The sequence below is a fragment of the Enterobacter cloacae complex sp. OE43NF genome (assembly GCF_023544405.1).
GTDB lineage: Bacteria > Pseudomonadota > Gammaproteobacteria > Enterobacterales > Enterobacteriaceae > Enterobacter > Enterobacter cloacae.
In genome coordinates, this window is sequence record NZ_JAMJFW010000005.1 from 26,467 (window position 1) to 49,289 (window position 22,823).

Below are 22,823 nucleotides of genomic sequence, written 5' to 3' on the forward strand. Positions count from 1 at the left end.
TTTTTTTGTGAGGCCAGGCTTCAACATAGCGTCTGCCATCTGTTCGGACTTCATAGTTTTAACTTATGTCATGACGCCAGCGTCAGGCGGGTCTCAAGCTGTTCCAGCTGGGTCCGGGCCGCTTCATCCAGCCTGCTGTCGGTGACGATATCCGTCAGGGTGTTCAGGTGCGCCACATTAAACAGCGACCAGGCACCGTACTTAGAGCTGTCTGCCAGCAGCACCCGGCGTTTTGCATTGGCTATTAAATCCCGCTTCAGCGCGGCCTTCTCTTCCGTAGGCGACGTGATACCGCGGGTAATATCCCATCCATTACAGCTGACAAAAGCCACATCAGGCCAGACATTCTGCAACAGCCGACGCCCGTGCTCACCAATACAGGACTGGCTCGAATCATCGATACGGCCGCCAATGATCGTCACTTCAATCTGTTTAAACTCAGAGAGAAACAGCGCAATGTGCAGATCGCTGGTGATGACGCGAAGCGGCAGATGCGTGAGCTGACGCGCGAGTTCAATCATTGTGGTACCGGCATCCAGCACAATGGCATCCCCCGCTTTCACAAAGCTCGCGGCCGCGCTGGCGATGGCATGTTTTTCTGCCAGGCTGCGCTGCATTTTTTCGGACGTGGTCGGCTGGGAAGGAATAAACCGGTTAAGAGTCACGCCGCCGTGGGTTCGGCTGATGACGCCCTCCTGGTCAAGCTTAATCAGGTCGCGGCGGATCGTCGCCGGTGAGGCATCGGTGATCGCCACCAGCTGATCCACCGTGACCAGGTTGTGCCCTTTGAGGTAATCCATTATCTGCTCTAACCGGTTATATCCCTTCATATTATTCCCGTGTAATTTGCATAGCCAACTGAATAGACACCGTCATGCTCTCCGACCTGGCTTTACCGGTCCATGCAATATCGAACGCGGTTCCGTGGTCTGCAGAGGTGCGGATAAACGGCAATCCGGCGGTGATATTCACCCCGTCGTAAAAGCCGAGCAATTTTAGCGGAATATGCCCCTGATCGTGATACATCGCAACGACCATGTCATACATTCCTTCGTGGCATTGCATAAATACCGTATCCGGCGGGCACGGTCCGGTGACGTTGACCCCCTGCGCCTTCATCGCTGCAACGGCCGGGCCAACAATCGTGATCTCTTCATCGCCAAACAGGCCATTTTCTCCCGCATGCGGGTTCACGCCCGCGACCGCAATACGAGGTGCGCTAAAGCCCACCCGTTTCAGGAAGGTATCCGCAATGCCGATGACGGTTTTTACCCGATCCTGATTGAGCGTATCAAGGAATTTACGCAGCGCAATATGGGTCGTGATATGAATGACCTTCAGCCGATCGGTGTACAGCACCATAGCGTAGTCTTTGCTGTGCGTCAGATGGGCCAGCAGCTCGGTATGCCCGGGGTAGTGATGTCCGGCCAGATGCAGCGCTTCTTTATTCAGTGGCGCCGTGGCAACCGCTTTTACGTCCCCCGCCATCGCCAGTTCCGTCGCGCGCTTCACGCAGCGATAGGCTAAATCCCCCGCCTGAGCCTGGACCACGCCGGGCTTCAGGGCATCAGGGTCGGCCAGCGGTTCGTCCAGCACGTTAATCACGTTGGGGGCGAAACGGGCCTCGCTGACCTGCCTGATGATATGGATGTCAGCCTGCCCCACGATCCCATCACCCAGCACCCGCCTGAGCGTGCGGGCACAGCCCACCACGACAACCGGGGCTCCCGTTAATTCGCTCCCGGTGAGGGATTTGATAATGATCTCCGGGCCAATGCCCGCCGGGTCACCCATGGTTACAGCAATAATGTTAGTCACTCAGTCTCTCCTCGATAAAATGCAACACCTCAAGCAGCGTCTCTTCTTTTCCGAAGCCCCCTGCTTTGGTCATTACCGGCTGGTGCCAGGCACAACCCAGAAATTTGCCGTAAGGGACGCATCCTGCGACGCGCCCTGTAATTTCAAATCCTTGCGCATCAAGCGCGCTGGCGACGGCCATTGCCACATCGCCGCCTGAGACATACAACGCATCCGGCGGACATGCCGTCAGTGCCTCTCGGGTAATCTCTCCCAGGAAGGCGCAGATCGTTTCACCCAGTTCGGTCCGGGTCATTTGATACTGCGCGCAAAGCCGTTCAACCTGATGTCGCGCCTCATGGTCCGGGCAGGTATGAACGATGCAGTGACGGCCCGCCTTCAGGACCTGCGTGATGCGCATGAGCGCGTTCGCCGTCTTCCCCTTCAGCACATCATTAACATCAATAAATACCGACGAAACCGCAGGCTCTGCAGCGGCCAGCGCAATCTGACGTTGAGCGATCTCACTCATTGATCCCACCACCGCCAGCAGATGCTGACGCTTCACGGGAGCGAGATGGCGTGCCAGCGCATCACATAACCCGGCAGACCCGACCAGCAGCGGTGTCTGCGGGCAGGTCAGCGCGGCGGCAATAATGGCGTCCAGATCCTCGTCACAATGGGCATCGACAATGAGCCACTCCGTTCCCTGCGCCAGTTCGGCTGCCAGCGTGTTTACCGTCACGGATTGACAACTCACGTCGGTAAACAGGTCAGCAATCGTGGCAGACGGGACGGGCGTTTTCGGATCGCTGGCGAATTCGGTTTCATCCACCGGAATGCCGTTCACCAGACACCTGCCGTGGCGTGTGATCCGCCCTGCCGCGGGATACGCTGGCGCCACAATCACCTGCCGTTTGCCGCTTACTGCCTTAAGGACGCCTGTTTCTGCCCCTACATTGCCGCGCAGCGTGGAATCAATCTTTTTGATGAGCCAGCGCGCAGCCGCAATATCCGCCCCCAGTACGGCCACTTTTTCGGCCGCATCTGCTGCCCGCAGCGCACGGGAATCGGTATTAATAACCAGTGCATCCACCGGCTGGGTAAAGGGGGTGTGGAATGCCACGCTGACCTTCTTACCGCTCAGCGCCAGGCTGACACCCGCATCGTTTGCCCCGGTAAAGTCATCTGCAACGACAACGACGTCTCTGAACAGGTTGTTTTCTTTCATTCCCACTCCGGGCTCGTTTTTCCTGCTAATGATTATATTCAATCACGATTGATTATATGTGAGCAAGATCAAGTTAATCAGTTTGCGAATAAATTATAAATTTAGCCACACGATGACCATGAAGCGTCTTAATTGAGCGAATTTAATCATGGACACAAAGACAGGAGAAAAGCGTGGTTACCCTCAACAGCACCATTATTAGCGGCGCAAATGCGCTCGCCGCCATCAGGCCATTACTCACCGAAAACGCGCAGCTCTTGCTGGTTACGGACGGCAACATTGCGCGTCTGGAGGCGGCAACACAGATCCGTTCAATTCTTGAAGAGGGCAACCGCCGCGTCACGGTGATTGACACGGTGCCGCCTGAACCCTCCCACCACGATGTCAGCCAGTTGCTCGCGGGGTTAAACTGCGGATCGTTTGATGTCGTGGTTGGGATCGGCGGCGGCAGCGTACTGGATGTGGCGAAACTGCTCTCCGTGCTTTGTCACCCGCTGTCACCGGGGCTGGACAGCCTGCTGGCAGGGGTAAAACCGGTGGCACGTATCTCCTCGCTTCTGATCCCCGCCACCGCCGGAACCGGGTCGGAGGCCACGCCGAACGCTATTCTGGCGATACCGGAGCAAAACACGAAGGTCGGTATTATCTCTCCGGTCCTGCTGCCCGATTACGTCGCCCTGCTGCCGGAACTGACCACCAGCATGCCCGCGCATATTGCCTCCTCCACCGGCATCGATGCCCTGTGCCATCTGATTGAGTGCTTCACCGCCACGGTCGCCAACCCGGTCAGCGATAACGCGGCGTTGACCGGGCTCGCTAAGCTGCTGAAGAACATTGAAACGGCCTGCGCTGAACCGGGCAACCTGCTGGCAAAGCTGGAAATGCTGTGGGCCTCTTATTACGGCGGGGTCGCGATTGCGCATGCCGGCACACACCTGGTTCACGCCCTGTCTTATCCGCTTGGCGGGAAATATCATCTGCCGCACGGCGTGGCCAACGCCATTCTTCTGGCGCCCTGCATGAGGGTGGTTCGTCCCCACTGCGTGACAAAATTTGCGCTGGTGTGGGATCTCGTGCCAGGCGCGGACAGCAGCCTGTCCGATGACGAAAAATCTCACGCGCTGGTGGAGTACTTTGCCGCGCTGGTTCGTCGGCTCAACCTGCCGGACAACCTTGAGTCCCTGGGCGTGCCGCGCGAAGACATCGCTTCCCTGAGCGATGCCGCCCTGAACGTTAAACGGTTAATGAACAATGCCCCCTGTCAGGTGAATCACGACGAGGTGCAGGCGATTTACCGGACACTGTTTCCTGAACATGCATAGTCAAGGAGTAAGAAATGCGTAACAACATCAAGGGCGTGCTGACGGCCATCGTCACCCCCTTTGACGCGGAAGGCGAACTCAACCTTCCCGGCTTAACGCGGCAGGTCGCCCGGCAGCTGGACGCCGGAAACGGCATTTTCTGCGGTGGAACCAACGGCGAGTTCTTTGTCCTGAACGAAGCGGAAAAAATCGCGGTCACCCGGACCTGCGTGGAAACTGTCGCCGGACGCGCGCCCGTCGTGGCGCATATTGGCGAAATCTCCACCCGCGACACCATCCGGCTGGGAAAACAGATCGTCGCGCTGGGTGTGGATGCGGTTTCCGTCATCACCCCTTACTTCGTACCGCTGAAACAGTCTGAGCTCATCGCACACTACACCGCCGTCGCTGACGCGCTAACCGTACCGGTCTTTCTGTACAACATTCCGGCGCGGACCGGCAACACCCTTGAGCCCGCCACGGTACGGGCGCTGGCCGAACATCCCAACATTTCAGGTATTAAAGACAGTGCCGGGAGCTATGAAAGCCTGCGCGGTTTCCTCAACGCGGTAAGCGACATTGACGGGTTCGACGTGCTGAACGGACCAGATTCACTGATCCATCAGGGCTTCGTCGAGGGATGTTCAGCCTGTATTTCCGGGCTGGCAAACGTGGCGCCAGCGGCGATCAACGCCATTTGGTCACGCTTTAACGCGGGTGATGTTGAAGGTTCCCGGCAGGCGCAGGAGCGCGTCACCCGGCTCCGCACCGAGCTCTACAGCGTGGCGTTTTCCCCTGCCGCTGTTAAAAAGGCCCTGCAAATCATGGGTGAGGATGTCGGAGAGAGTCGCTATGCCGTGGCGTTTAGCGAGCAGCAGTGCCAACAGATTCGCCAGATAGTGACAACGTCACTTAGCTAAACGGCGTTGGTTTCGTCAATAAGAATACCGGGTACCTGAGGTGCCCAGGATTCACTCGCCCTGAAGAGAGGCAAAGATGAATAATTTTACCGCTGAAGATACCCTGATCATTGTGGGCATAGTCATTGCCTACATCCTGTTCACCACCTGGCTGACCTTCCGGATCCGCAGTAAAAATTCCGGGGACTTTATGGAAGGCTCCCGCGCGATGCCGGCGTTTATTGTCGGGATCCTGCTGATGTCTGAGTATATCGGCGCTAAATCCACCATCGGCACCGCGCAGGCGGCGTTCGAGGACGGGTTTGCTGCGTCATGGTCCGTCATCGGTGCCGCGATTGGCTTCCCGCTTTTTGGCCTGTTGCTGGTAAAACGCATATACAACACCGGGAAAATCACCATCTCGGGTGCGATTGCTGAAAAATACGGTAACAGCACCAAAAACATTATCTCCCTCATCATGATCTACGCCCTGCTGCTGGTGAATGTGGGGAATTACGTCAGCGGCGCAGCAGCCATTTCTACCGTACTGAAAGTCAATCTGCCCGTTGCCGCTTTCATTACGGCTATCGTCAGTACCTTCTATTTCGCCTTCGGCGGCATGAAAGGCGTGGCGTGGGTAACCGTGCTGCACAGTGCGCTGAAATACTTCGGCATTCTGGCCATCATGGGTTTTGCGTTATCCAAAACCGGCGGTTTCACGCCGATGATCGAAAACATGCCGGACTTCTACTGGACCTGGGATGGCAACATCGGCGCGTCGACCATTTTCGCGTGGCTTATCGGCACCATTGGCTCCATCTTCTGCACCCAGTTTGTGATCCAGGCCATCTCCTCCACTAAAGATGTTAAATCGGCCAAACGCTCCACCTGGGTCGCGTTCTTCTTCTGCCTGCCGATCGCGCTGGCCATTGCGGTGATTGGCGTGGCGGCAAAATACCTGCATCCGGAGATCGACAGCCTGTATGCGATGCCGATTTTCCTGCAGGATATGAACCCGTGGCTGGCCGGTCTGGTCACCACCTCTCTGGTGGCGTCCATCTTCGTCAGCGTCAGTACCGTGGCGCTCGCCATTGCCTCCCTGGTGGTCAAAGATTTCTACGTGCCGATGCGCAACCCGACCCCCGAGCAGGAGTTTAAAGCTACCCGCTGGATCTCCCTGCTGATTGGTTTCCTGCCGCTGATTTTTGTTCTGCTGGTGCCTGAAGTGCTGAAGCTGTCGTTCTTTACCCGCGCCATTCGTCTGTCGATTTCCGTCGTGGCGGTCATCGCGTTCTACGCCCCGTTCTTCCGCAGTACTCGCGGAGCCAATGCTGGGCTGATCGGCGCCTGCGTCGTGACCTCTGTCTGGTATCTGCTGGGCGATCCGTTTGGCATTAACAATATGTACATCGCCCTGCTGACCCCTGCGGTCATCATGGTCATCGACCGTCTCATTCCGGGAAAGGCACAGGGTAAAGCGCCAACCCCCGTTGAAAACAATGGAGTCTGATATGTCTGTAACCGTAACCCGCGACGGGATTATTCGCCCACAACAGGATACGCGCGTGAAGGCGGCCATGCTGCCTTCCGCCTGCCCACAAAACCACGCGGCAAATCTGCTGCCGCTGCCGGATGGTTCGCTGATGTGCGTCTGGTTTGGCGGTACCCAGGAGGGTATTGCGGATATCTCTGTGTGGGGTTCGCGCCTGTCACCGGGAAGCCAGCAGTGGAGTGAGGCAGAAAAACTGTCGGATGATGCCACGCGCTCCGAACAGAACCCGGTTCTGTTCCTGGCACCCGATAACGTGCTGTGGCTGTTGTGGACCGCGCAAATGTCCGGCAACCAGGACACCGCTATTGTGCGCTATCGCCAGTCCCGGGATCTGGGTAAAACCTGGGGGGACATCGCGACCCTGCTCGATAAACCCGGCACCTTTATTCGTCAGCCGATTGTCGTGCTGGAGAATGGGAACTGGCTGCTGCCGATGTTTTACTGCCGCACCCGGCCAGGTGAGAAATGGGTCGGTAACGATGACATCAGCGCGGTGAAAATCTCCGAAGACGGGGGCAAAACCTGGCGTGATGTTGAGGTGCCGGACAGCCTGGGCTGCGTCCATATGAATATCACCCCGCTGCGCAATGGCACCTTGGTTGCCCTGTTCCGCAGCCGCTGGGCGGATAACATTTATTACAGCCAGTCAACGGACAACGGCGAAAGCTGGTCCGTGCCGGAGCCCACGGTATTACCTAACAACAACTCCTCTATCCAGGTGACAACGCTTGCCAGTGGCGAGCTGGCGCTGGTGTTTAACCTCATGAGCGCCGCCGGGGCGCAGGAGCGTCGCACCTCGCTGTACGATGAAATTGACGATGGCGATGGCCGTAAAGAGCCGGTTGTGACTCACGGTCGAACCGCCTTCTGGGGTGCCCCGCGTGCGCCAATGACCGTCGCCATTTCGCCGGACGGAGGCAAAAGCTGGCCGTGGCAACGGCATCTGGACGAGGGAGATGGCTACTGCATGACTAACAACTCTCTGGAGAAACTGAACCGTGAGTTTTCCTATCCGAGCATTAAACAGAGCCCGGATGGCAGCCTGCATATCGCCTACACCTACTTTCGTCAGGCCATAAAATACGTGCGGGTGACGCCCGAGTGGGTCAAGGAGTCAGCATGATTATTGGACATCTCGACGCCCTGCCGCTGGCAGGGTTACCGCCGGTGTTGTATGCCCTGCTGTCCCGCCCGGACTGCGCGCTGCAGGCGCTTAGCGAACGCGATGACGGCCGCTGGCAGCCGGACAATGCCCCCTGGTTTTGCCAGATTGGTCCGGCGCAGACGCAGCCGCGCGCGGAGCGGCATACGGAGTACCATCACCAGTGGGCGGATATTCAGGTTGTGCTGGCGGGAGAAGAACTCATCTATGCCGGCGCGCGCCCTGTTGGCAAGCCGGATGACGAAGAGCGTAAAGCGGACCTGTTCATTGCCAGCTCATCGGCACACAGCGTCGGGATCCGCCTTGGCGCGGGTGACTTTGCGGTCTTTTCTCCCGGAGAACCACACCAGGCGCTGTGCACCAGCGGCGCGCCGATGACCGTGCGCAAAGCGGTGTTTAAAGTTCCTCGTTCAATGCTGGAGCTCTGATATGCGTCACGCCGTCGTGACCGGAGCCAGCTCCGGAATTGGTGAGGCCATCGTTAAGCGTTTACTGGCGGAAGGCTGGCAGGTCACCGGACTCAGCCGCCGCGCCGTGATGCCGGATACCCCTCGCTTTACGGGGTTACGCGTGGATATCACCGACCCTGAGGCGCTGAACAGCGCCCTGCACGCCATCGCGACACCGCAGGCGGTGATCCACGCCGCCGGGATGATGGCCGCCGCCCCACTGGGGCAACTGGAAAGCAGGGTTGGCGCGTCACTGTGGCAACTGCACGTCCAGGCCTGCGAAGCCCTGTTTAACCATTTCGCGCCCGCTATGGCCGCCGGTGGACGATTTGTGGCGATTGGCAGCAGAACCTCCCGCGGGGCGGCAGGTCGTTCACAGTATGTTGCCACCAAGGCGGCGATGACAGGGATGGTCAGAAGCTGGGCGGCGGAACTGGCCCCGCGTGGGATCACCGCAAACGTGGTCGCGCCGGGCGCCACCCAAACGCCGATGCTTAGCGCACCGGGGCGAGAAAGTTCACCGCCTGCCTGTCCGCCCATCGGCCGTCTTATCACGCCAGAAGAGGTCGCGGGACTGGTGAATTTCTTGCTCAGCGATGAAGCCGCCGCCATCACGGGCCAGGAGATGGTGATATGCGGCGGCGCCTCGCTCAGCTAGCGCAGGAAGATACGCCCTTTCAGATAGAGCGTCGCCTGGCCGCCAATCAGCACACGGTCGCCCTTCAGTTCGCAGCGCAGATCCCCGCCACGGTATGAAACCTGGCGGGCGTTCATCGACGTTTTGCCCAGCTTCTCGCTCCAGTACGGTATCAGCATGCTGTGCGTGGATCCGGTGACCGGGTCTTCCGGTACCCCTTCGCCCGGGCAGAAGAAGCGGCTGACGAAGTCATACTCCTCTCCCGGTGCCGTCACGCAGACCATTTTCCCGAGCGGCGCCATCGCTGCAATATCCGGGGTTAAGGCCTCCACCTGTTGCTGGCTCTCCAGTACCACCATGTAATCCCGTCCGACGCGGACCTCTTTAGCCTGGTCTATCCCTAGCGCGCTGAACAGGCCCTGCGGGGGATTGTCGACCACCTCGGTCGACCACGCAGGGAAATTGAGCGTCAGCCAGTCGCCGCTGCGTTTCACCGTCAACTCACCCACGAAGCGCGTGGTGAAGGTGATTTCGGTATGCGGATAATCGAGGTATTCGAAAATCACGTGGGACGCTGCCAGCGTCGCGTGGCCGCAGAGGTTGATTTCATGCAGCGTGGTAAACCAGCGCAGCTCGAACCCGGTGTCGGTGCGTACGAAAAACGCCGTCTCAGACTGGTTATGCTGTTGCGCCATTTTGAGCAGCGTCTCATCCGAAAGCCACTCCTCCAGCGGGCATACCGCCGCTGCATTGCCGCCAAACGCCCTGTCGCTGAAGGCATCCACCAGATAAAAATCAATTTCCTGCATTGTCTTTTCCTCTGTTGTTATAGGTATCTAGCGCAGAAAAACTGTGCCTTTCAAATAGCATGACGCCTGTCCGCTCATCAGCACGCGCGAGCCTTTTAGCTCGCACCGCACGTCGCCGCCCCGCGCGGAAACCTGACGGGCAAACATCGTCGTTTTACCCAATTTTTCGCTCCAGTAAGGAATGAGCATGGTATGTGCAGAGCCGGTCACCGGATCTTCCCAGACGGCAACGCCGGGGGAGAAAAAGCGGCTGACGAAATCGTAATCCCCGTCGCCCCGCGCCGTAACGGCAACCTTATGTTCGCCAGGCGTCATGGCTGAAATTGTCGGTGCGAGTGCTTCAACCTGCTGGCGATCTTCCAGCACCACCACCCATGCGCGGCCTTTGCGGGCTTCAACGTAGCGGCGGATACCGAGCGCCGCGAGCATCTCCGGCGGGGGCGTCTCTTCATGCGTGGGACATGCCGGGAAATCCAGCGTCAGCCACTCACCCTCCCGGCTCACCGTCAGGCGGCCAGAGGCCGTTTCGAAGTGGATCCGCGAGTCAGGATAGTCCAGCTCATTGAACAGAACGTACGCCGCAGCAAGCGTGGCGTGACCGCAAAGATTAACTTCGGCCAGCGTGGTAAACCAGCGTAGCTCAATGCCCCCTTTCGTACAGACGAAAAATGCGGTTTCCGACTGATTATGCTGTTGCGCCATTTTCAGTAACGTTTCGTCCGGCAGCCACGCCTTGAGCGGGCAAACGGCAGCCGGATTTCCGCCAAATGACACATTGCTAAACGCATCGACCAGATAAAAATCAATCTCCTGCACTGTCTTACCGCCTGTTTTTGTTGGAGTGTTCTTTTATATTCAATGAAAACCCTGCCTCCGGCTACCGCTTTCATAAGGTAAATATTGAGATCTTCATCACATAATGGTTGAGTTTTCGCCGTGCAAGGCTTTAAGATCGTCTCCTCTTCTTTTGCAACGAATCTCCGACATCCCTATGACAACGAACACAGTTTCCCGCAGGGTTGCGTGGCTACGCGTGGTCACGCTGGCTATTGCCGCGTTTATTTTCAACACCACTGAATTTGTTCCGGTTGGGCTGTTGTCTGACATCGCAGAGAGTTTCCAGATGGAAACGGCGCAGGTGGGCATTATGTTGACCATTTACGCCTGGGTGGTGGCGTTGATGTCGCTGCCGTTTATGCTGCTTACCAGCCAGATGGAGCGGCGTAAGCTACTGATCGGGCTGTTTGCGTTGTTTATCGCCAGCCACGTGCTGTCGTTCCTGGCGTGGAATTTTACGGTGCTGGTGTTAAGCCGCGTCGGGATCGCTTTTGCGCATGCCGTTTTCTGGTCGATTACCGCGTCGCTGGCTATCCGACTGGCACCGGCGGGGAAACGCGCCCAGGCGCTGAGCCTGATTGCCACCGGGACCGCGCTGGCGATGGTGCTGGGCCTGCCGATTGGCCGTATCGTGGGGCAATACTTCGGCTGGCGTACCACGTTCTTCGCCATTGGCATGGGAGCGCTGGTTACCCTGGTGTGTCTGGTAAAACTGCTGCCGAAGCTGCCAAGCGAACATTCCGGCTCACTGAAAAGCCTGCCGCTGTTGATGCGTCGCCCGGCGCTGCTGAGCATTTATCTGCTTACCGTTATTGTGGTCACCGCCCACTATACGGCTTACAGCTATATCGAGCCGTTCGTTCAGGTGGTGGCCGGCTTTAGCGGCAATTTTGCCACCCTTCTCCTGCTGCTCCTTGGCGGGGCGGGCATTATTGGCAGTATTCTTTTCGGCAAGCTTGGCAATCAGCACGCTTCAGCGCTGGTGAGCAGCGCCATCGGTTTGCTGCTGGCGTGTCTGCTGCTGCTGATGCCCGCCGCGGGCAGTGAAAGCCAGCTGGCGATCCTCAGCCTGTTCTGGGGTGTGGCGATCATGATTATCGGTCTCGGGATGCAGGTGAAAGTGCTGGCCCTCGCGCCGGATGCCACAGACGTGGCGATGTCGCTGTTCTCGGGCATTTTTAACCTGGGCATTGGCGCGGGTGCGCTGGTGGGCAATCAGGTGATTCTGCACGTATCCATGTCGGCGATTGGCTATCTGGGGGCCATTCCGGCACTGGTGGCGCTTATCTGGTCGGTGCTGATCTTCCGTAAATGGCCGGTGGCGCTGGAGGAACAGGGGCAGCACGGGTGACGTCTGTTTGTGCCGGGTGGCGCTACGCATACCCGGCCTACAAACCCGTAATAACGTCGGCCCCGCCACCCGGCAATGACCTCAGTGGTAAGTCTTAATAATCTCCAGCACGCCGTTAATAATAAACTGCACGCCCATACATACCAGCAAGAACCCCATCAGACGGGAAATCGCCTCGATACCGCCTTTGCCGACCCAGCGCATAATTGCCCCGGAACTGCGCAACGATGCCCACACAATAATGCCGATCAGTGCAAATATCAGCGGTGGCGCTACGGTCACAACCCAGTCCGGAAACGTAGTGCCGTCACGTACCGTTGAGGCAGAACTGATGATCATCGCAATGGTCCCTGGCCCTGCCGTGCTCGGCATGGCTAGCGGTACAAAGGCGATATTCGCACTCGGTTCGGTCTCCAGCTCTTCGGATTTGCTCTTCGCTTCAGGCGATTCATGCGCTTTTTGCGCCGGAAACAGCATGCGGAAACCGATAAAGGCCACAATCAGCCCCCCGGCGATACGCAGGCCAGGGATGGAGATCCCGAAGGTATTCATCACCAGCTGACCGGCGTAGTAAGCCACCATCATGATGGCGAACACATACACTGAGGCCATCATCGACTGATGATTGCGCTCTGCGCTGTTCATATTCCCTGCCAGCCCGAGGAAAAGCGCTACCGTCGTTAACGGGTTGGCCAACGGCAGTAATACCACCAGCCCAAGACCAATTGCTTTTATCAAATCCAACATAGTGCGTCGTTGTCCTTATCCATGTTTATCACCGCAATTATAGGGTGAAAGTGTGACATTGAGCCATTCACGCAACGTAACGATTATTTTCATAAAGGAACGATAACCCTGCGTTATCTGTATGATTTGAAAGACCTCAACAAAAGTTCATGAAACGTTTTAGCAATTCGTGGCATCCGCAGATCCATTCAGTTGACTTATACTTGCCTGAGCAATAATATCTGCCGTGATTAAACTACTTGCCAGGGCAACCATTGTGAAAAGCACCAGTGATATCTTCAACGACGTTGTTCCGCTGGGTCGTCTTATTCATCTGGTTAATCAGAAAAAAGACCGCCTGCTGAATGACTATCTGTCGCCGCTGGATATCACCGCAACGCAGTTCAAAGTGCTGTGCTCCATTCGCTGCCAGGTGTGTATCACCCCGGTTGAGTTAAAAAAGGTGCTCTCTGTCGATCTGGGCGCGCTGACCCGCATGCTGGATCGTCTCGTCTGTAAAGGATGGATAGAACGAAGCCCTAACCCGAATGACAAGCGCGGCGTCCTGGTGACACTCACCAGCGACGGTGCGGATATGTGTGAACAATGTCATCAATTAGTAGGACAAACACTGCATCAGGAACTAACAAAAAACTTAACGGCAGAGGAAGTGGCAACGCTTGAGCTTTTGCTTAAGAAAATACTGCCGTAAACAGAAAAAGAGGTATGACGATGTCCAGACGCAATACTGACGCTATCACTATTCATAGCATTTTGGACTGGATCGAAGATAACCTGGAATCGCCGCTCTCCCTTGAAAAAGTGTCAGAGCGTTCAGGTTACTCCAAATGGCACCTGCAACGGATGTTTAAAAAAGAGACCGGTCATTCATTAGGTCAATATATTCGCAGCCGCAAGCTGACGGAAATTGCCCAAAAACTGAAAGAAAGCAATGAACCGATCCTTTATCTGGCGGAGCGATACGGGTTTGAATCGCAACAGACCCTGACGCGTACGTTTAAGAACTACTTCGACGTGCCGCCTCATAAGTATCGTATCACCAGCGTGCCGGGTGAATCCCGATACCTTTATCCGCTAAAACATTGTAGTTAATCATCGCCTGTAAAGACGTAACCGAGGAAATCATGAACGTTACCGCCTCCGCCGCCCTCGCCTTGCTGGTGCTCTTTTCCAGCCAGACCTTCGCGGAGCAACCCCCTCGTGCAACGCAGCAAAATAATCATGACACGATGATTTTGCCGTCAGCACATAGCCAGTCCCCTTATGATTTCAACCATATGGGGTCTGGTAGCGACAAATCCGACGAATTAGGCGTGCCTTATTATAATCAGCACGGCTTCTGATTCGTTTTGCCCCGCCGATGCGGGGCTTTTTTCTGCCCTAATTCCGCACTCGCGCCGCCCGACGCACGCGTAAGCCAAACACGTTGATATACAGCCCGGCCATGATCAGCACCGCGCCGAGCAGCTGTAATGCACTCAGCTTTTCGTCCAGCAAAATCGCAGCGCTCGCCAGCCCGACAACCGGCACCAGCAGCGATAACGGCGCCACGCGCCAGGTTTCGTAGCGCCCCAGCAGAGAACCCCAGATCCCGTACCCGATAATGGTGGCGACAAATGCCAGGTAGACCAGTGACAGAATAGTGGTGAGATCGATTTCAACCAGACTCGTCAGCATCACCGCCGGGCCATCAAAAATCAGCGAGGCCACCATAAACGGCACAATCGGGATCAGCGCGCTCCAGACCACCAGCGACATAACCTGCGGGCGTGTTTCATGCTGCATGATCAGCTTGTTGAAAATATTGCCGCAGGCCCAGCTCAGCCCCGCTGCCAGCGTCAGCATAAAGCCCAGCAACGCCACGTGTTGACCATTCAGGCTGGCCTCAATCAGCACCAGCACGCCAAACACGGCCAGAGTGATCCCCGCCAGCTGTTTGCCCTGTAAACGCTCGCCAAAAACAAACGCACCAAGAATGATGGTGAAGAACGCCTGCGCCTGCAGCACCAGCGAGGCAAGACCGGCAGGCATACCAAACTTAATGGCGCAGAACAGAAATGCAAACTGGCCAAAGCTGATGGTCAGGCCATAACCCAGCAGCAGCGTTAGCGGGATTTTCGGGCGGGCAACAAAAAACAGTGCCGGGAAGGCGACCAGCATAAAGCGCAAACCGGCCAACATCAGCGGGGGCATGTTATGCAATCCCACTTTGATGACCACAAAATTAAGTCCCCATACGATGACCACCAGCAGTGCCAGCAATCCGTCTTTACGCGTCATACCCTGCCCCTGATTTATTAATAATTTGTTAACACTTCAAGGTAACAGAAAAAAGTGCGTCGCGAGAAGATCATTAATTCTGGCAGGCAGTTGAAGCACTTACGGATAAATTGGGCGCTATACAAGCTTCTTATGTCGTGATACTCCTTTTAGGACACACTATAAAAAAGTATAAGCATTTGTCGGGCAGGAATATGAAACCATCTCTCAGGCGCTCAACCGCAGCGCTGCTGGCATCGTCATTGTTATTAACCATCGGTCGTGGCGCTACGCTGCCGTTTATGACTATTTATCTCACGCGCGTGTTTAACATGAGCGTCGAGAATATTGGTTATGCCCTGACCATTGCCTTGACCATCGGCGTGGTATTCAGCCTGGGGTTTGGCATTCTGGCCGATAAGTTCGATAAAAAGCGCTACATGCTGATCGCGATTGTGGCGTTTATCGCCGGTTTTGTGGCGATCCCGCTGGTCAATAACGTCACGCTGGTGGTGCTGTTCTTTTCGTTAATCAACTGTGCCTATTCTGTTTTCTCGACGGTGCTGAAAGCCTGGTTCTCCGACGTGCTGACCTCCAGTGAAAAAGCCCGCGTTTTTTCGCTGAACTACAGTTTTTTGAACATCGGCTGGACGATCGGGCCCCCTCTTGGCACGTTTCTGGTGATGTACAGCCTGCAGCTGCCGTTCTGGCTGGCCGCGTTCTGTGCCGCTCTGCCGCTGGGGTTTATCCACTTCTTTGTGCAAAAAAGCATTGCGTTAGATGCCGCGGAGCAGAAGACAACGTGGCAGCCGTCGGTTTTGCTGAAAGACCGCGCGCTGTTCTGGTATACGCTCTCTGGCCTACTCGCGTCATACGTCGGCGGGTCGTTCGCGAGCTGTATTTCGCAGTATGTTCTGGCTGCACATGCAGACAGTGATTTCGCCGAAAAGGTGGTCGCCGTGGTTCTGCCCGTCAATGCCGCAGTGGTGGTGACGCTGCAGTACGCACTCGGACGCAAGATCTCTGCCAGCAATATTCGCCCGTTGATGACGGCCGCCACCCTGTTTTTTATCGTGGGGTTGGGTGGCTTTATGATCTCCGGAGAAAACCTGATTTACTGGGGCATCGCCGCCGCCATCTTTACGCTGGGTGAGATTATTTATGCGCCGGGTGAATATATGCTGATCGATAACATCGCCCCGCCGGGTATGAAAGCAAGCTACTTCTCCGCTCAGGCGCTGGGCTGGCTCGGCGCGGCGGCCAACCCGATGATCACCGGCATCATCCTGACCCATTTGCCGCACTGGTCGCTGTTTATGATTATGATGGCGGCTATCGTCATTGCCTGGCTGATGATCCTGCGTGGAATGAGCGTGAAGCGTGAAGATTGCGTGTCGGGTAGCGCTGCGCTTACCCGACCTACAAAACCCTGATCGCAGGCCGGGTATGGCGTAGCCGCCACCCGGCAACAGCAACAGCCTAGTGGTGCAGCATCTCCTCCACCACCTGCTCTTTGTACATCTCGTTTGGATAATAGGTCGGCCAGTTATCCATCTCTTTCAGCAGTGCCTCGTGGGAGGTATTGCCCATAAAGATGTGGAAGTGGGATGAGGCTTTTGGCGCAATGGTGTGGTCGCTGAACTGAACAAACTTCGGTGCCTTGCTGCCCGCGTCCTTACACTCAAACAGATAGCGAACACCTTTTTTGCCTGACGCGTAGGTCAGAATTTTGTAGCCGCTGTAATCATACTGACAGCGGCTGACCTCTTTACCTTTATGGAATTCCATGACGTTATTTTCGATGCCGATAGCCTCCACATCGGTGGCGTACCCCGTGCGGTAATAGGCTTTGATCTCGTCGAACGTTTTATTGTCCTTCTGCGCCTTCTTTCTGAAGACCGGATCCAGCGAGCCATCCAGCAGGAAGGGATAAACGGACTGCCAGGTGCCGTCCCAGTCGGACAGTTTCCGGTCCTTAACGTCTTTGTCCGCAAACACGCCGTTTGCCGCCTTTTGCTCCGCTTCGGTCATCTGGTGACCGTGTGAGTGGGCAAACAGCTGGCCGCTGACCAGCAGCGCCCCCAGAGTCATCGCAAATTTTCCAATATGTGCAGCCACAACAGTATCCTCACTCCGTTTTTATAAGAATGAGGATGTTATATTATAACATTTCAGATCGCAACCTGTCCGCGAACGCCCTCCTGCTCCATGTTTTCTCCCCGTCCTCGCTGGATAATGGTGCCGCGAGACATGAGCAGATAGCTGTCTGCCAGCGCTGCCGCAAAGTCATAAAACTGCTCCACAAGCAGGATCGCCATGTCCCCCCGGTCTGCAAGCTGGCGGATCACGTGGCCAATCTCTTTGATTACCGAGGGCTGAATGCCTTCGGTAGGTTCATCGAGGATCAGCAGCCGCGGACGGCTCGCCAGGGCGCGACCTATCGCCAGCTGCTGCTGTTGTCCGCCAGAGAGATCGCCTCCGCGTCGATGCTTCATCTCTTTTAATACCGGGAAAAGCTGCCAGATTTCCTCCGGGACATGTTTTGCTTCCCGGGCTGAGAAGCGCGAGAGCCCCATGAGCAGATTCTCTTCCACGGTTAAGCGCGGGAAAATCTCACGTCCCTGCGGCACATACGCCACGCCAGACTGCACCCGCTGGTGCGGCTTGCTGTGGGTGATCTTTTTCCCCTGCCAGATAACCTCACCCGTTTTCGCCGGGATCAGCCCCATCAGACACTTCAGCAGCGTGGTTTTACCCACGCCATTGCGCCCCAGCAGGCAGGTCACTTCGCCGGTGATGGCCTCAAAGCTCACGCCGCGCAGAATATGGCTTCCACCGTAGTATTGATTCAGTTCGTTAACCTGTAACATCAAGGCTCCTTAGCGTCCCAGATAGACTTCAATTACCTGCTCGTTGGCCTGTACCTCGCGCAGCGAGCCTTCTGCCAGCACCTGTCCCTGATGCAGTACGGTCACGCGATCGGCAATGGTTTCAACAAACCCCATGTCATGTTCAACCACCATCAACGAGTGCTTGCCTGCCAGGGTCCGGAAAAGCTCGGCGGTGTACTCGGTCTCCGCGTCCGTCATCCCGGCGGCGGGTTCGTCCAGCAACAGCAGATGCGGATCCTGGACCAGCAGCATTCCGATCTCGAGGAACTGTTTTTGTCCGTGCGAAAGCAGTCCGGCGCGGCGGTCGCGTTCACCGGCGAGCCGCAGCAGGACCAGCATCTCATCAATGCGATCGCGCTGTTCGCCGTTGAGTTTGGCCCGCAGGCTTGCCCAGACGGACTTGTCGGTTTTCATGGCGATCTCAAGGTTTTCCCATACCGTCAGCGCCTCAAATACCGTCGGTTTCTGAAACTTGCGGCCAATCCCCTGGCGCGCAATGGCAGCTGGCTCAAGCTGGGTCAGATCTACCGACTGGTCATAAACGGCTTTACCGCTTTTCGGCCGCGTTTTGCCGGTGATCACGTCCATCAGCGTGGTTTTTCCCGCGCCGTTTGGGCCAATCACGCAGCGCAACTCCCCCACGCCGATATTCAGCGTGAGATCCGTCAGCGCCTGAAACCCATCGAAGTTAACGTTGATCTTCTCCAGCTGCAGCACCGGGTCCGTCTGCTCGCGATAGCGATCCCCGGGCAGTTGGCGAGTGAATAATCCTTCTGCTGGCTGCATTATTTCTCTCCCTTACGAAACAAGCCGTAGACGCCACGCGGTAAAAACAGCGTTACCGCGATAAAAATCAGCCCGAGAAACAGCTGCCAGTATTCCGGCATTGCGACGGTGAAGAAACTCTTCGCGCCGTTCACCAGCGCCGCGCCAATGACCGGGCCAACCAGCGTGCCGCGGCCGCCCAGCGCCACCCAGATGGCGGCCTCAATGGAGTTGGTCGGCGACATTTCACCGGGGTTAATAATCCCGACCTGCGGCACATAGAGCGCTCCCGCCAGGCCACACAGCATGGCGGAAAGCGTCCATACCAGCAGCTTAAATCCCTTCGGATCGTAGCCGCAAAACGTCAGGCGGTTTTCAGCGTCGCGCACGGCGGTGAGAATACGGCCAAACTTGCTTCTGGCGAGGGCAATGCCGATGCCAAGCGTGAGGAGCAGCAACATGACGGTCGCCAGAAACAGCGCGATACGTGTCGTGGTCGCGGTGATGGAGAACCCCAGCAACGTGGTAAAACCGGTAAAACCGTTATTGCCACCAAACCCGGTTTCGTTGCGAAAGAACAGCAACATTCCCGCGTACGTCAGGGCCTGCGTCATGATCGAGAAATAAACCCCTTTGATTTTTGAGCGAAAGGCAAACCAGCCAAACACCAGCGCCAGCAGCCCCGGCACCATCACAATCAGTACCAGCGTCCAGGCAAAGTGCTGGGTTCCCCACCAGAACCACGGCAGTTCACTCCAGGAGAGAAACGACATAAATGCGGGCAGCCCATCGCCCGCGGCCTCGCGCATCAGGTACATCCCCATGGCGTATCCGCCCAAGGCGAAGAAGATCCCGTGGCCCAGCGAGAGCATACCGGCATATCCCCATACCAGATCGAGCGCCACCGCAACGATGGCGTAGCACAGGATTTTGCCGAGCAGCGTCAGCATCCAGGTCGACAGCGCCAGCGGATGGGTGGCGGGCAACATCGCAAAGAACGGCAATATCAGCAAACACGCCACCAGCAGGCTGCCTGCAATCTGCGTTGTGCGTGGCGCTTTTCGCGCCAGTTTTAAGGTAAGTGGCTGGCTCATCAGTCAGTGACCCTCCCTTTCAGCGCAAACAATCCCTGCGGACGCTTCTGAATAAACAGAATGATGGCCACCAGAATGACGATTTTGCCCAGCACGGCCCCCATCTGCGGCTCAAGAATTTTGTTGAAGATCCCAAGGCCAAACGCTGCCGCCACGCTCCCCGCCAGCTGTCCGACGCCGCCAAGAACCACCACCAGGAAGGAGTCGATAATGTAACCCTGGCCCAGTTCCGGCCCGACGTTACCCAACTGGGAGAGCGCCACGCCGCCTAAACCGGCAATGCCGGAGCCCAGACCAAACGCCAGCATATCGACACGTCCGGTCGGCACCCCGCAACAGGCCGCCATGCTGCGGTTTTGCGTTACCGCACGCACGTTCAGGCCGAGACGGGTTTTATTCAGGACCAGCCAGGTGAAGAACAGCACCATCAGCACAAAGCCCAATACCACAATGCGGTTCCACGGTAGCGTCAGGTTGGCAAACACCTGCACCCCGCCGGACAGCCAGGCCGGGTTTGCCACCTCCAGGTTTTGTGCGCCAAACGTCATGCGTACCAGCTGAATCAGCATCAGGCTGATACCCCAGGTGGCGAGTAATGTCTCCAGCGGACGACCGTAGAGATGGCGGATCACGGTGCGTTCAAGGATCATCCCGATGCCTGCGGTCAGGCAGAAGGCGACAGGCAGCGCGACGACCGGATACAGCGCCAGCCACTGAGGCGTGACGCTGGCCATGATCTGCTGAACCATCCACGTGGCGTACGCCCCAAGCATCAGCATCTCGCCGTGCGCCATGTTGATGACACCCAGCAGCCCATAGGTAATTGCCAGTCCCAGCGCCGCCAGCAGCAGGACCGAGCCCAGCGACAGCCCCATAAACGCCTGCCCGAGGAGATCGCCCCACATCAGACGGTGCTGGATTTGGCTCAGGCTCTCCCCGGCGGCGGCACGTACGCGGGCATCCGGTTCGGTTTGCGTCTGGGTATATGGCATGAGTCGGGATGGCACGTCCGGGTCGTCAGATTGCCCGAGTCGTTCAATAGCCTGAAGACGCACGTCAGCCTGTGGGCTGGCGAGCTGGAGATTAGCCAGCGCCAGCAGCAGCCACTGGCGCGCCACATCGTCCGTTTCACTGCTTACCCGCGTTTGCAGGAGGCCGATCATTTCCGGCTGCGCATCCCGCTGTAACTGGCGCGCGGCGGCACGCCGCTGCGTGACGTTGTCACTGATAAGTTGATGCGTAGCGTTGGCCGTGGCGGCCAGCACCCGCAGACGGTTGGTCAGGCGTACGGCTTTGGTTTGCCCTTCTGCAGCAGGGGAATCTCCCAGCGCCACCATCTCGCCATTGCGTCGCGCAAAGGCATGTTTCTGGCTGTCGGCAAACAGATTTTCGTTTTGCAGCGCCTGCAGTAACGGCAGTCTTGCGGCATCCGGCGCGAGAGCCCAGCGGGTCAGCATCTCCGCCTGCTGGCTGCGGCTGGCGGCAACAAATTGATCGGCATCCGATGCCTGCGCCATCCCTGGCAGCAGTCCGGTAAGCCATACAATAGCGATCATCATGCGCATGGCGTTCATGACTTTTCTCCCTGCAGTAATGGCTTAGTTGCTGGCGGTCTTCATCGGCTGATCGGGCTTTTTATCATTCCCGGCGATGAACGGGCTCCACGGCTGGGCGCGTACCGGCTCTTCCGTCTGCCAGACCACGTTAAACTGACCGTTACCTTCGATTTCACCGATCATGACCGGCTTATGCAGGTGATGGTTGGTGGCATCCATGGTGAGCGTAAAGCCGGAGGGTGCCTTAAAGGACTGTCCGGCCATGGCCGCGCGCACTTTATCCACGTCGGTGGTGCCTGCTTTCTCTACCGCCTGCGCCCACATGTGGATCCCAACATAGGTGGCTTCCATCGGGTCGTTGGTGACTACGGTATCGGCGTTAGGCAGCTTATGGGCTTTGGCATAGGCTTTATAGTCCGCCACGAAGGCCTGGTTGGTCGGGTTATCAACGGACTCGAAGTAGTTCCACGCGGCCAGGTTGCCGACCAGCGGTTTGGTGTCAATCCCGCGCAGCTCCTCTTCGCCAACGGAGAACGCCACCACCGGGACATCGGTTGCTTTCAGCCCCTGGTTAGCCAGTTCTTTGTAGAACGGGACGTTAGAATCGCCGTTGATGGTGGAGACCACCGCGGTTTTACCGCCTGCGGAGAATTTCTTGATGTTGGCGACGATGGTCTGGTAGTCACTGTGTCCGAACGGGGTGTAGACCTCTTCGATATCTTTGTCTTCCACGCCTTTGGAGTGCAGGAAGGCGCGCAGGATCTTGTTGGTGGTTCGCGGGTAGACGTAATCCGTGCCCAACAGGAAGAAGCGTTTAGCGCTACCGCCGTCTTCGCTCATCAGGTATTCCACCGCCGGAATGGCCTGCTGGTTTGGCGCCGCACCGGTATAGAAGACGTTCGGCGACATCTCTTCGCCTTCGTATTGCACCGGATAGAAAAGCAGACCGTTCAGTTCCTCAAATACCGGCAGTACGGATTTACGTGACACCGAGGTCCAGCAGCCAAACACCACGGCCACTTTATCCTGGCTCAGCAGCTGACGCGCTTTTTCGGCAAACAGCGGCCAGTTAGAGGCCGGGTCAACCACCACTGGCTCCAGTTTTTTACCCAGCACCCCGCCTTTGGCGTTGATCTCGTCAATCGTCATCAGGGCGACATCTTTCAGCGGCGTTTCTGAGATCGCCATCGTGCCGGAGAGCGAATGCATAATCCCCACTTTGATGGTATCGGCCGCCTGTGCGCCAAAACTCATCCCCATAGCAACGACTGACGCAGACAACGCGAAGGCTTTTAATAATGTACGACGGTGCATATTTTCACTCCTGAAAAAGAACGCTGTGCGAAGACGTCCGTTACGGCATGGACGCGGAAAAATGTCTCAGCGAAACAGGAGCAAAAAGGATGCCAGGATGAATAACGTGCTATTGCAGGATGTGTAACGCGGGATGTAAAGAGAACGACTCAGAATGGTACAGCGCTGCACT

24 protein-coding genes are annotated in these 22,823 nt (G+C 57.0%); 11 read left to right on the forward strand and 13 right to left on the reverse strand.

Annotated features, from left to right (window positions below; genetic code table 11):
• Positions 1–68: 68 nt before the first annotated feature.
• The 3 genes from M8370_RS03820 to dtnK are packed head-to-tail and all read right to left on the reverse strand — an operon-like array spanning position 69 to position 3,028.
• Positions 69–830, reverse strand: coding sequence for a DeoR/GlpR family DNA-binding transcription regulator (locus M8370_RS03820; RefSeq protein ID WP_029883777.1), 762 nt, complete (start codon positions 828–830; stop codon positions 69–71).
• Position 831: 1 nt separating this feature from the next.
• On the reverse strand, positions 832–1,818 hold the full coding sequence (locus M8370_RS03825; protein WP_061771835.1) for a D-threonate 4-phosphate dehydrogenase: 987 nt from the start codon (positions 1,816–1,818) through the stop codon (positions 832–834).
• Complete coding sequence (dtnK, locus tag M8370_RS03830; protein WP_250020514.1) at positions 1,811–3,028, reverse strand: D-threonate kinase; 1,218 nt, start codon at positions 3,026–3,028, stop codon at positions 1,811–1,813. Before dtnK ends, M8370_RS03825 begins: the two co-directional genes overlap by 8 nt.
• Positions 3,029–3,201: 173 nt before the next feature.
• Between dtnK and M8370_RS03835 the strand changes: the two genes are divergently transcribed.
• The 6 genes from M8370_RS03835 to M8370_RS03860 all read left to right on the forward strand — a co-directional run bounded on the left by M8370_RS03835 (position 3,202) and on the right by M8370_RS03860 (position 9,049).
• Entirely contained in the window at positions 3,202–4,350 is a 1,149-nt protein-coding gene (locus M8370_RS03835) for an iron-containing alcohol dehydrogenase (protein ID WP_250020515.1), read from the forward strand.
• A 14-nt stretch (positions 4,351–4,364) separates the two neighbouring features.
• Entirely contained in the window at positions 4,365–5,249 is an 885-nt protein-coding gene (locus tag M8370_RS03840) for a dihydrodipicolinate synthase family protein (RefSeq protein WP_250020516.1), read from the forward strand.
• Between the two features lie 76 nt (positions 5,250–5,325).
• Positions 5,326–6,738, forward strand: coding sequence for a sodium:solute symporter family protein (locus tag M8370_RS03845; RefSeq protein WP_013096620.1), 1,413 nt, complete (start codon positions 5,326–5,328; stop codon positions 6,736–6,738).
• 1 nt (position 6,739) lies between these two features.
• Positions 6,740–7,903, forward strand: a complete 1,164-nt coding sequence (locus tag M8370_RS03850) for a sialidase family protein (protein WP_250020517.1) — start codon at positions 6,740–6,742, stop codon at positions 7,901–7,903.
• The gene (locus M8370_RS03855; protein WP_250020518.1) at positions 7,900–8,370 is read left to right on the forward strand and encodes a NanQ anomerase/TabA/YiaL family protein; all 471 of its coding nucleotides are present in this window, start codon (positions 7,900–7,902) and stop codon (positions 8,368–8,370) included. The genes M8370_RS03850 and M8370_RS03855 overlap by 4 nt, the downstream gene beginning before the upstream one ends.
• A 1-nt stretch (position 8,371) precedes the next feature.
• Positions 8,372–9,049 carry an SDR family NAD(P)-dependent oxidoreductase gene (locus tag M8370_RS03860; RefSeq protein WP_250020519.1) on the forward strand — a complete coding sequence of 226 codons (678 nt, stop codon included), beginning with the start codon at positions 8,372–8,374 and terminating at the stop codon, positions 9,047–9,049.
• Here the strand turns inward: M8370_RS03860 and M8370_RS03865 are convergent.
• Together M8370_RS03865 and M8370_RS03870 are read right to left on the reverse strand one after the other, a co-directional pair.
• Positions 9,046–9,837, reverse strand: a complete 792-nt coding sequence (locus M8370_RS03865) for a PhzF family phenazine biosynthesis protein (RefSeq protein WP_148790897.1) — start codon at positions 9,835–9,837, stop codon at positions 9,046–9,048. The genes M8370_RS03860 and M8370_RS03865 overlap by 4 nt on opposite strands.
• A gap of 27 nt (positions 9,838–9,864) precedes the next feature.
• Complete coding sequence (locus M8370_RS03870) at positions 9,865–10,653, reverse strand: PhzF family phenazine biosynthesis protein (RefSeq protein ID WP_047024804.1); 789 nt, start codon at positions 10,651–10,653, stop codon at positions 9,865–9,867.
• A 175-nt stretch (positions 10,654–10,828) separates the two neighbouring features.
• On the opposite strand from M8370_RS03870, the gene M8370_RS03875 reads away from it, so the two are divergent.
• Positions 10,829–12,025, forward strand: a complete 1,197-nt coding sequence (locus M8370_RS03875) for a sugar transporter (RefSeq protein WP_029883786.1) — start codon at positions 10,829–10,831, stop codon at positions 12,023–12,025.
• 81 nt (positions 12,026–12,106) lie between these two features.
• Here M8370_RS03875 and M8370_RS03880 read toward each other — a convergent pair whose 3' ends face one another.
• Positions 12,107–12,772, reverse strand: a complete 666-nt coding sequence (locus M8370_RS03880; RefSeq protein WP_013096626.1) for a MarC family NAAT transporter — start codon at positions 12,770–12,772, stop codon at positions 12,107–12,109.
• 256 nt (positions 12,773–13,028) lie between these two features.
• On the opposite strand from M8370_RS03880, the gene marR reads away from it, so the two are divergent.
• The 3 genes from marR to marB are packed head-to-tail and all read left to right on the forward strand — an operon-like array spanning position 13,029 to position 14,115.
• Positions 13,029–13,463: a multiple antibiotic resistance transcriptional regulator MarR gene (gene marR / locus M8370_RS03885; protein ID WP_013096627.1), complete on the forward strand. Its 435-nt coding sequence runs from the start codon at positions 13,029–13,031 to the stop codon at positions 13,461–13,463.
• Between the two features lie 20 nt (positions 13,464–13,483).
• The gene (marA, locus tag M8370_RS03890) at positions 13,484–13,864 is read left to right on the forward strand and encodes an MDR efflux pump AcrAB transcriptional activator MarA (RefSeq protein WP_008502237.1); all 381 of its coding nucleotides are present in this window, start codon (positions 13,484–13,486) and stop codon (positions 13,862–13,864) included.
• Between the two features lie 32 nt (positions 13,865–13,896).
• The gene (gene marB, locus M8370_RS03895; RefSeq protein ID WP_013096628.1) at positions 13,897–14,115 is read left to right on the forward strand and encodes a multiple antibiotic resistance protein MarB; all 219 of its coding nucleotides are present in this window, start codon (positions 13,897–13,899) and stop codon (positions 14,113–14,115) included.
• 37 nt (positions 14,116–14,152) lie between these two features.
• On the opposite strand, the gene eamA is transcribed toward marB, so the two are convergent.
• Positions 14,153–15,052: an O-acetylserine/cysteine exporter gene (gene eamA / locus M8370_RS03900; protein WP_013096629.1), complete on the reverse strand. Its 900-nt coding sequence runs from the start codon at positions 15,050–15,052 to the stop codon at positions 14,153–14,155.
• Positions 15,053–15,246: 194 nt separating this feature from the next.
• Here eamA and ydeE point away from each other — a divergent pair, with 194 nt between their 5' ends.
• A complete protein-coding gene (gene ydeE, locus M8370_RS03905; protein ID WP_048972147.1) occupies positions 15,247–16,464 on the forward strand; it encodes an efflux MFS transporter YdeE in 1,218 nt (405 codons plus the stop codon).
• 46 nt (positions 16,465–16,510) lie between these two features.
• Here ydeE and zinT read toward each other — a convergent pair whose 3' ends face one another.
• The 6 genes from zinT to urtA are packed head-to-tail and all read right to left on the reverse strand — an operon-like array spanning position 16,511 to position 22,651.
• On the reverse strand, positions 16,511–17,149 hold the full coding sequence (gene zinT, locus M8370_RS03910; protein ID WP_013096631.1) for a metal-binding protein ZinT: 639 nt from the start codon (positions 17,147–17,149) through the stop codon (positions 16,511–16,513).
• A gap of 53 nt (positions 17,150–17,202) precedes the next feature.
• Positions 17,203–17,901 carry an urea ABC transporter ATP-binding subunit UrtE gene (gene urtE, locus M8370_RS03915; RefSeq protein WP_045294027.1) on the reverse strand — a complete coding sequence of 233 codons (699 nt, stop codon included), beginning with the start codon at positions 17,899–17,901 and terminating at the stop codon, positions 17,203–17,205.
• Positions 17,902–17,910: 9 nt separating this feature from the next.
• A complete protein-coding gene (urtD, locus tag M8370_RS03920; RefSeq protein ID WP_057071879.1) occupies positions 17,911–18,708 on the reverse strand; it encodes an urea ABC transporter ATP-binding protein UrtD in 798 nt (265 codons plus the stop codon).
• A complete protein-coding gene (gene urtC / locus M8370_RS03925) occupies positions 18,708–19,781 on the reverse strand; it encodes an urea ABC transporter permease subunit UrtC (protein WP_040020854.1) in 1,074 nt (357 codons plus the stop codon). Before urtC ends, urtD begins: the two co-directional genes overlap by 1 nt.
• Entirely contained in the window at positions 19,781–21,355 is a 1,575-nt protein-coding gene (gene urtB / locus M8370_RS03930) for an urea ABC transporter permease subunit UrtB (protein WP_250020520.1), read from the reverse strand. Before urtB ends, urtC begins: the two co-directional genes overlap by 1 nt.
• Positions 21,356–21,379: 24 nt before the next feature.
• On the reverse strand, positions 21,380–22,651 hold the full coding sequence (urtA, locus tag M8370_RS03935; protein ID WP_013096636.1) for an urea ABC transporter substrate-binding protein: 1,272 nt from the start codon (positions 22,649–22,651) through the stop codon (positions 21,380–21,382).
• Between the last annotated feature and the right edge of the window lie 172 nt (positions 22,652–22,823).

Excerpts from the sequence above, each read along its gene's own strand:
- M8370_RS03820 (WP_029883777.1), bottom strand. The coding sequence starts at position 830 with ATGAAGGGATATAACCGGTTAGAGCAGATAATGGATTACCTCAAAGGG.
- dtnK (WP_250020514.1), bottom strand. The coding sequence starts at position 3,028 with ATGAAAGAAAACAACCTGTTCAGAGACGTCGTTGTCGTTGCAGATGAC.
- M8370_RS03840 (WP_250020516.1), top strand. The coding sequence starts at position 4,365 with ATGCGTAACAACATCAAGGGCGTGCTGACGGCCATCGTCACCCCCTTT.
- M8370_RS03845 (WP_013096620.1), top strand. The coding sequence starts at position 5,326 with ATGAATAATTTTACCGCTGAAGATACCCTGATCATTGTGGGCATAGTC.
- M8370_RS03850 (WP_250020517.1), top strand. The coding sequence starts at position 6,740 with ATGTCTGTAACCGTAACCCGCGACGGGATTATTCGCCCACAACAGGAT.
- M8370_RS03855 (WP_250020518.1), top strand. The coding sequence starts at position 7,900 with ATGATTATTGGACATCTCGACGCCCTGCCGCTGGCAGGGTTACCGCCG.
- M8370_RS03860 (WP_250020519.1), top strand. The coding sequence starts at position 8,372 with ATGCGTCACGCCGTCGTGACCGGAGCCAGCTCCGGAATTGGTGAGGCC.
- M8370_RS03865 (WP_148790897.1), bottom strand. The coding sequence starts at position 9,837 with ATGCAGGAAATTGATTTTTATCTGGTGGATGCCTTCAGCGACAGGGCG.
- M8370_RS03875 (WP_029883786.1), top strand. The coding sequence starts at position 10,829 with ATGACAACGAACACAGTTTCCCGCAGGGTTGCGTGGCTACGCGTGGTC.
- M8370_RS03880 (WP_013096626.1), bottom strand. The coding sequence starts at position 12,772 with ATGTTGGATTTGATAAAAGCAATTGGTCTTGGGCTGGTGGTATTACTG.
- marA (WP_008502237.1), top strand. The coding sequence starts at position 13,484 with ATGTCCAGACGCAATACTGACGCTATCACTATTCATAGCATTTTGGAC.
- marB (WP_013096628.1), top strand. The coding sequence starts at position 13,897 with ATGAACGTTACCGCCTCCGCCGCCCTCGCCTTGCTGGTGCTCTTTTCC.
- eamA (WP_013096629.1), bottom strand. The coding sequence starts at position 15,052 with ATGACGCGTAAAGACGGATTGCTGGCACTGCTGGTGGTCATCGTATGG.
- ydeE (WP_048972147.1), top strand. The coding sequence starts at position 15,247 with ATGAAACCATCTCTCAGGCGCTCAACCGCAGCGCTGCTGGCATCGTCA.
- urtE (WP_045294027.1), bottom strand. The coding sequence starts at position 17,901 with ATGTTACAGGTTAACGAACTGAATCAATACTACGGTGGAAGCCATATT.
- urtD (WP_057071879.1), bottom strand. The coding sequence starts at position 18,708 with ATGCAGCCAGCAGAAGGATTATTCACTCGCCAACTGCCCGGGGATCGC.
- urtC (WP_040020854.1), bottom strand. The coding sequence starts at position 19,781 with ATGAGCCAGCCACTTACCTTAAAACTGGCGCGAAAAGCGCCACGCACA.
- urtB (WP_250020520.1), bottom strand. The coding sequence starts at position 21,355 with ATGAACGCCATGCGCATGATGATCGCTATTGTATGGCTTACCGGACTG.
- urtA (WP_013096636.1), bottom strand. The coding sequence starts at position 22,651 with ATGCACCGTCGTACATTATTAAAAGCCTTCGCGTTGTCTGCGTCAGTC.